Annotated in this window: 5 protein-coding genes and 1 pseudogene; 5 read left to right on the top strand and 1 reads right to left on the bottom strand. The window is 65.4% G+C overall.

From position 1 onward, the window contains the following. Both HAV18_RS39680 and HAV18_RS19770 read left to right on the top strand, forming a co-directional pair. Window positions 1–267: pseudogene (locus tag HAV18_RS39680) on the top strand (hypothetical protein); the annotation flags it as partial. A gap of 134 nt (window positions 268–401) precedes the next feature. Beyond that, window positions 402–1,049: a hypothetical protein gene (locus HAV18_RS19770; protein ID WP_166958764.1), complete on the top strand. Its 648-nt coding sequence runs from the start codon at window positions 402–404 to the stop codon at window positions 1,047–1,049. Window positions 1,050–1,249: 200 nt separating this feature from the next. On the opposite strand, the gene fliD is transcribed toward HAV18_RS19770, so the two are convergent. Beyond that, on the bottom strand, window positions 1,250–2,749 hold the full coding sequence (gene fliD, locus HAV18_RS19765) for a flagellar filament capping protein FliD (RefSeq protein ID WP_166958762.1): 1,500 nt from the start codon (window positions 2,747–2,749) through the stop codon (window positions 1,250–1,252). 978 nt (window positions 2,750–3,727) lie between these two features. Between fliD and HAV18_RS19760 the strand changes: the two genes are divergently transcribed. From HAV18_RS19760 to HAV18_RS19750, 3 genes are all read left to right on the top strand, one after another. Next, window positions 3,728–4,141, top strand: coding sequence for a DoxX family protein (locus HAV18_RS19760; protein WP_166958760.1), 414 nt, complete (start codon window positions 3,728–3,730; stop codon window positions 4,139–4,141). A gap of 409 nt (window positions 4,142–4,550) precedes the next feature. Next, window positions 4,551–5,504 carry an SDR family oxidoreductase gene (locus HAV18_RS19755; RefSeq protein ID WP_166958758.1) on the top strand — a complete coding sequence of 318 codons (954 nt, stop codon included), beginning with the start codon at window positions 4,551–4,553 and terminating at the stop codon, window positions 5,502–5,504. Between the two features lie 120 nt (window positions 5,505–5,624). After that, on the top strand, window positions 5,625–6,533 hold the full coding sequence (locus tag HAV18_RS19750; protein WP_166958756.1) for a LysR family transcriptional regulator: 909 nt from the start codon (window positions 5,625–5,627) through the stop codon (window positions 6,531–6,533). Window positions 6,534–6,609: the final 76 nt, after the last annotated feature.

The raw sequence follows: 6,609 nt of genomic DNA, 5'->3' as shown, positions 1-6,609 counted from the left end.
AGAGCCAAGAGCCAAGAGCCAAGAGCCAAGAGCCAAGAGCCAAGAGCCAAGAGCCGCAAGCCGCAAGCCGCAAGCCGCAAGCCGCAAGCCGCAAGCCGCAAGCCGCAAGCCGCAAGCCGCAAGCCGCAAGCCGCAAGCCGCAACCGCAACCGCAACCGCAACCGCAACCGCAACCGCAGCCGCAGCCGCAACCGCAACCGCAACCGCAACCGCTCGCGCGTCCCTCCGACGCATTACGCCCCGCGATCTGCCGCCGCCGACGGCTGACCGATGCATGTCCACGTCGGACGACAAAAGCACACAAATCTGATCAAACCCTCTCATCGTTTCTCGTAACGATTCGTAATATTATGCCGCGGAGCGATTTTTACCGATGAACCGTGAGTCCGCATCCGCTTCCCATGCAACACGTAACGACGACAAGCCAGTCACCGATCCTGGCGGCACCGGTAGATGCCATGCTGCACGCCGTGATCGACGAGGTCGTGCATCGGAGCGTGTCGGAAGCGACGACGCGCAGCGGCTACATGCGATGTGCCGACTACGCGATCGTCGGCGCGCAGGTGCTGACGTTGCTGACCGGTAAGCCTTACCGGCCGTACGCGGGTGGGGAGGTGCTGGATTTCGGCGGCGGCAACCTGTATGCGCTGTGCACGACGCGCGAGCGGCGCCGCACCGCGCGGCATTTGTCGCAGCTCGCGAGGTATCACTGCTGGATCGAGGCGCGCCACGACGATATCGGCGGCCACGCGCGCAAGGAAATCGTCGATTTCACGCTGCGCCACGACGAGACCGTGGCGAGCAACCTGGGGATGCCGTTCGCGCGCGCTTACCAGGCGTATTTCTGGGGCTGGGACGACGAGCACACGGTACCGGCCGAACTGCACGGTCATCCGGTCTTCGCGAAACAGGGCCCCGTGTGGCGCTGGGCGGAGCGTGAATGCACGTCGCTGCTGCGCGCATACGAGCGCGAGCGGCCAGGCTATTTCGGGCGTCAGGTGTCGCGTGCGATCGATCTGTTCGCCGATCGCGTCGAAGGGCTCGGCTGACGGCACGCCCGTTCGGAGCGAACTGCAGGCAAGCAACCCGCCGTGATGGAGCGCGAACCGGGGAAGGGAGCCCGGCGCGCGCTTGCGCACGGCCGGGTGTGAGCGATGTTTCCGGGCGCGACACCGCGCGCGACGCCGCGAGCCGGCCGATCCATTGGCCGGGGGCCGCCGACGCGGTCATCGGGCGGCCCGGCCGCGCATCACTTGTTTGCCAGCGTACCGCTGCTGTTGGCGCCGCCGAACAGCTGCGTCAGGTACTTCGTGTTCGAGTTCATCTTGGCCATCAGCGCGTTGAGTGCCGTGAACTGCGCCTGATACTGCTTGGTCAGCTGGTCGGCGTAGTCCGTCAGGTCCGACTGCTGTTTGGTGACGCGCTTCAGATCGGCGCTCAGCGCGTTCGTGCGCACGTCGATCATCCCGTCTTTCTTCGTGAACGGTTCGATCTGCTCGGCCAGACGCGCGCCGATCCCGTTCTTCGAGTTGAACAGGCGCGCGACCCCCGCCTGGTTGGACGACAGCGCACTGTCGAGCTTCGCGTTGTCGATCTTCAGCGTGCCGTCCTTCTCGAGCGAGATGCCGAGCGTCATCAGGTTCGTGTGCCCGTTGCCGTCCTCGTTGGGGACGCCGCGCGCGACGCTTGACGCGAGCGAGTTGCGGATCGTGTTCAGCGTCGAATCGCCGATCAACGCGCCCTGCGAGTTCGCGCCCGGCGTGAAGCTCGTCAGCGTGCCCATCGTCTTGACGACGGTGTTGTACAGGTTCACGAAATTCGTGATCGTCGTCGCCTGCGCCTTCGTATCGGTGCTGACCGTCAGCGTCTGCGTACCGGTCGCGTTGACCGCGTCCGCCGACAGGTTCAGCGTGACGCCGGTCAGCACGCCCGACACCGCGTTGCTCGCGCTGGTCGATGCGATGCCGTTGAGCGTGAACTTCGCGTCCTGCGCGGCGGTGCTCTGCTGCCACGCGGCCGCGCTGTTCGCCGATTCGATCTTCGATGCGCCGCCGGACGTGTCGGCCGTCGACTTGACGCCGAGGCTCGACAGCCCGTTGTCCCCGGACACGTCGCCGACCGCGACGCTGATCGCGTTCGCCGAGCCGGTCTTCGTTGATGAGAGCACGAGGTGCGAGCCGTCGGTGCCCTTGATGACGGTTGCGCTGATCCCCGGGTTGCCGGACGCGGCGTTGATCGCGGCCGCAATGCCCGACAGCGTGTTGTTCGTGCCGCCGACCGGGACGTTGAACGACTGGCTGCCGAGCGACAGTGTCAACGTGCCGGTGCCGAGCGCCTTGTTCCCGTCGAAGCCGGACGACGACAGCGCCTGCGCGGTTGCGATCTGCGTGACGCCGACCGTGTAGGTGCCGGCGACCGCACCGACGCCTGCGGTTGCGGTCAGGCCCTTGCCGCTCGCGACCGCGTTGAACGTCGACTGCAGGGCGCCGTTCTTCAGCGACGCGAGGCCTGCCTCGAGCGCGCCCAGCGCCGACGACAGCGCGCCGAATGCGGAAATCTGCGTTGTGCTGGTGGCTTGCGCCGACGTCAGCGCCGCCGCGTGGCCGGCCGTCTTCGCGTTCACCAGCACCTTGACGAGCGCGTTGATATCCGACGAATTGCCGGTCGAGCCGCTGATGATCGATTGCACCGCCTGTTGCATCACGCTGTTCGAATTCGCGCTGCTGTTCACGGGCGTGTTTATTGCCATGGATGGTCTCCGGTTGGAAAGCGATCCCGTGACGAGCGGCTGCCGCGACGGCCTGCGGCGATTCGAAGGCAGGCCGCATCCGGTGCGACGCGTTCCGGGGTTCACGGGAGTGTCGGGAAAACGTAAGGACGTGCGCTATCGTATATTTAAATCGGTATTTCTTGGTAATTTTTTGTAATGCCTGTTGAGAAAAATGCAGACGGGAACGGGGTGATTGAGTGAGGGCTAAAGGTCTGCGATTTTTTGCCGTTAACACACCGTTTTGGTTGTATTTATTCACGGATTTTTCGCTTGCTCTGCTAAACATCGTGTCGATCGACGGTGTGCGGAAGGCGTTCTCCCTGGCCGGTCTCGGGCTGAAACCCTTGCCTGTTGGGCGATATCCGTTGCGGGTGACTTCAGCCTGCATGCCCGCGAAACGTTTTCGCACTGCCAATGCTTATTCCCGGGCCATGTGTCTTTTTCTGAAAAAGAATGCTCAATCGATCGCAATATCAGTTGAGTTGCGGGAATGGAGTTGGCCTGCGTGAATTACATATTGAAACTGCCGTTGAATGACAGTGCGTGATGCACAGCTGTGACCGATTCGTGTCAATTGAAGTCGAAAATATCGAATGAATCAGGCGGCCTGAAAGAAGCGGGGCATTTTCGTGTTCTTGAAACATGGAGCAGGTTGGTTTGCACTGCCCGCAGACCGCTATCTATCGGCGATGTTGTCTTCGATTGTCCACTAAATTGATACAGCGAATCATGTTTTGACGGATTGATGATTCCCGCGGGGACAGTAGACTGCATCCGTGCTTCGCCAGAACCGATCCGGAGCGCGCCGGGAATGGTGCGACCAGACGGATTCTTCGGCGGCGGGCCAGCCGGCTTGCTGTCCGATTGTGCGAGGAGTGATTCGTTGCCGACCTGGCGCGCCGATTCGGCGCATCTCGGCACCGGATGCATCAAACCGTCAATTCAAGGGTGATTGCTATGCGTTACGTTTCGCTGGAGTCGAAGAAGGACGAGCTGCTGCTGGCGGCTCGCGTGCTGTTGATGATCCTGTTCGTGCTGTTCGGCTGGCAGAAGCTGAACGGCTTCTCGGGCACGGTCGCGTACATGGCGTCGACGGGGAACCCGGCGCCCGAGCTGGCAGCCGCGATCGCGGTCGGGGTCGAGCTGGCCGGCGGCCTGCTGATCGCGGCCGGCTTCTATACGCGTCCGCTCGCACTGGTGTTTGCCGCCTATACGCTCGCGACCGCGTTGATCGGCCATCGCTACTGGGCGCTGCAGGGGATGGAGCAATACATGGCGATGATCAACTTCTACAAGAACATCAGCATCATCGGCGGGTTGCTGTTGCTCGCGCTGACCGGGCCGGGTCGGTATTCGCTCGACCGGAAGTAAGGCGGGGCGGAGTTTCCGTGCGGGTTCGGAGCCCGGTGCACGAAAGTGCGCCGGGCTTTGTTTTTGTTAGTGGGGCGTGACGTGTGGTGGTAGCGCGGTGTCGCAGAGCGGCCGGAATCCATGTGCCCTCGATCACTGACCGGCACGCATCAGATACATTCGAATTCCTGATTAATTCGAGCAGTGTCGGCGCTGCCATGATCGCGGCGGGTTGCCCGTCATTCGTTGCTCGCTTGACTGTCCCACGCATCCGTAGCTTGATCGGCTCCGGGTTGAAGCCCCTGCGCGTATTTGATCGGCACGGCTTTCTTGCGTTTGCGCGGCGTGAAGCGGTGCCCAGGCCATCGATTGATGCCTTACACCCAAAAGTTGCGATAGGCTCTGGGGAATCCCCGTTCCCTTTTCACAGATGGCTACCGTGCCGCAATCGACCGTCCTTCTCATCGGCGCCGCCGGCCTCCTGGGCCGCGCGGTTGCCGCATCCCTGTCCCGCGAGTCTTCGTTAAACCTCGTCGCGACGATCCGCAACCCGCAAGGCGCAGGCGCAAAACGCCTTGCGCTGCCCCCGGAAAACCTCGCCGAACTCGACGTCCTCGACGAACCGGCCCTCGAACACCTGTTCGCCACCCGCCAACCGGCCGCCGTGATCATCTGCGCGGCCGAACGCCGCCCGGACGTCTGCGAGCGCGATCCTGCCGGCGCCCGCGCGATCAACGTCACGGCCCCGGCCCGTATCGGTGCGCTTGCCGCGCGCCACGGGGCATGGACGCTCGGCATCTCCACCGACTACGTCTTCGACGGCAAGGCCGCTCCGTACCGTGAGGACGCCGCCCCGAATCCGCTGAACATCTACGGCCGCACGAAGCTGGAAGGCGAGGCGGCACTCCTCGCCGCGTCGACGCTGTCATGCGTGCTGCGCCTCCCGCTGCTCTACGGCCCGATCGTCGATTGGAGCGAATCGGCGGTCACGAGCCTCGTGCCGGCGGTCGCCGCCTCGGCGCGGCCGGGCGCCGACCCGGTGGGCATGGACGCCTGGGCGATCCGCTACCCGACGTATACGCCGGACGTCGCGGACGTCATCCGCGACCTGACGCTGCGCCATCTCGCGGGTGCATCGATCACGGGCATCCGACACTGGTCGGGCGAGGAGCCGATGACGAAGTACGACATCGCACAGCGGATCGCGGCCGCGCTCGGCATCGAAGCATTGCTCAGGCGGATCGACCAGCCGACCGACGCGACGCCACGTCCGTACGATTGCCACCTGGACGCTGCGTGCCTGCGCGCAGCCGGGATCGATCACGCGACACCGTTCGATATCGCGCTGCGCGCCGTGCTGCGCGATGCGCCGCAGGTGCGGTAGGATCGGGCGCCACGCGCGGCTCGCGCCGCATGAGCCGCATCCGTCCACGGCGGCGGCTGCGCCACGGTTGCGGCCCGCGCGCACCGGCCCGCACCTCATCGCCCACCCAGGAGCCCAGCCATGCAACTGAAATGGCTCGAAGACTTCGTCGAACTCGCGCGCACGCGCAGCTTCACACGCGCAGCGGAGAACCGGTTCGTCACGCATCCGGCGTTCGGCCGCCGGATCCGGTCGCTCGAGGAATGGGTCGGCGCGCGCCTGATCGCGCGCACGAAGCCGCTCGAACTGACGGCGGCGGGCACCGTCTTCCTCGATGCCGCATCGAACGCGCTCGACATCCTGCACGGCGCACGCACGCAACTCCAGGAAGCGTCGCCGGTGCTGGAGAACAACCTCCGGATCGCGACCGGCCGCACGCTCTCGGCCACCTTCTTCCCCGACTGGTACGACGAAACCGTTGCGCGCGCAGGCTTCTTCACGGCGACCGTGTCGACCGGCAGCGCGGAGGAAGCGATCCTGCAGCTCACGGCCGGCGACGCCGACATGCTGATCGTCTATTCGAGCCCGCATACGCGGCTGCTGATCGATCGCGACCGCTTCGACTGGCTGTCCGTCGCGCGCGAGGTGCTGGTGCCGGTCAGCGCGTTCGATGCGCGCGGCAGCGTGCGCTACCGGCTGCCGGCCGGGCAGGCGCCGGTGCCGTGGCTCGCGTTCGCGCGCACGCTGACCCTGCGCGCGGTGCTGGCGCGCCATCTCGCCGAAATGCCCAACCGCCCGACGCTGCGGCCCGTGTACCAGGCCGACTCGTACGAGGCAATCCTCGCGATGGCGCGTCGCGGGCTCGGCCTCGCGTGGCTGCCGCAGCGGCTCGTGGCCGACGATGTGCGGCGCGGCGAACTCGCGATCGTCGGCGGCGCCGACTGGCAGATCGGCTTCGACATCGCGCTGTACCGGCGCCGGAACGACCCGCACCCGGTACTGGATGCGATCTGGCGCACCGCGCCGTCACGCGACGACGGCGCGGCGTAGCCTGCCGTGAGCAGCGGCTGCGCGGCCCGCGCGCCGATCGGCACGATTGCGTGCCGAAACGGCACGAACGCCCGCC

Source organism: Burkholderia sp. D-99 (genome assembly GCF_011605345.1).
In the GTDB taxonomy this organism is placed as follows: domain Bacteria; phylum Pseudomonadota; class Gammaproteobacteria; order Burkholderiales; family Burkholderiaceae; genus Burkholderia.
This window is presented reverse-complemented; position numbering and strand designations above follow the sequence as displayed.

Bases quoted from the DNA above. Each gene is read 5' to 3' on its own strand.
- HAV18_RS19770 (WP_166958764.1), top strand. From the start codon at position 402: ATGCAACACGTAACGACGACAAGCCAGTCACCGATCCTGGCGGCACCG.
- fliD (WP_166958762.1), bottom strand. From the start codon at position 2,749: ATGGCAATAAACACGCCCGTGAACAGCAGCGCGAATTCGAACAGCGTG.
- HAV18_RS19760 (WP_166958760.1), top strand. From the start codon at position 3,728: ATGCGTTACGTTTCGCTGGAGTCGAAGAAGGACGAGCTGCTGCTGGCG.
- HAV18_RS19755 (WP_166958758.1), top strand. From the start codon at position 4,551: ATGGCTACCGTGCCGCAATCGACCGTCCTTCTCATCGGCGCCGCCGGC.
- HAV18_RS19750 (WP_166958756.1), top strand. From the start codon at position 5,625: ATGCAACTGAAATGGCTCGAAGACTTCGTCGAACTCGCGCGCACGCGC.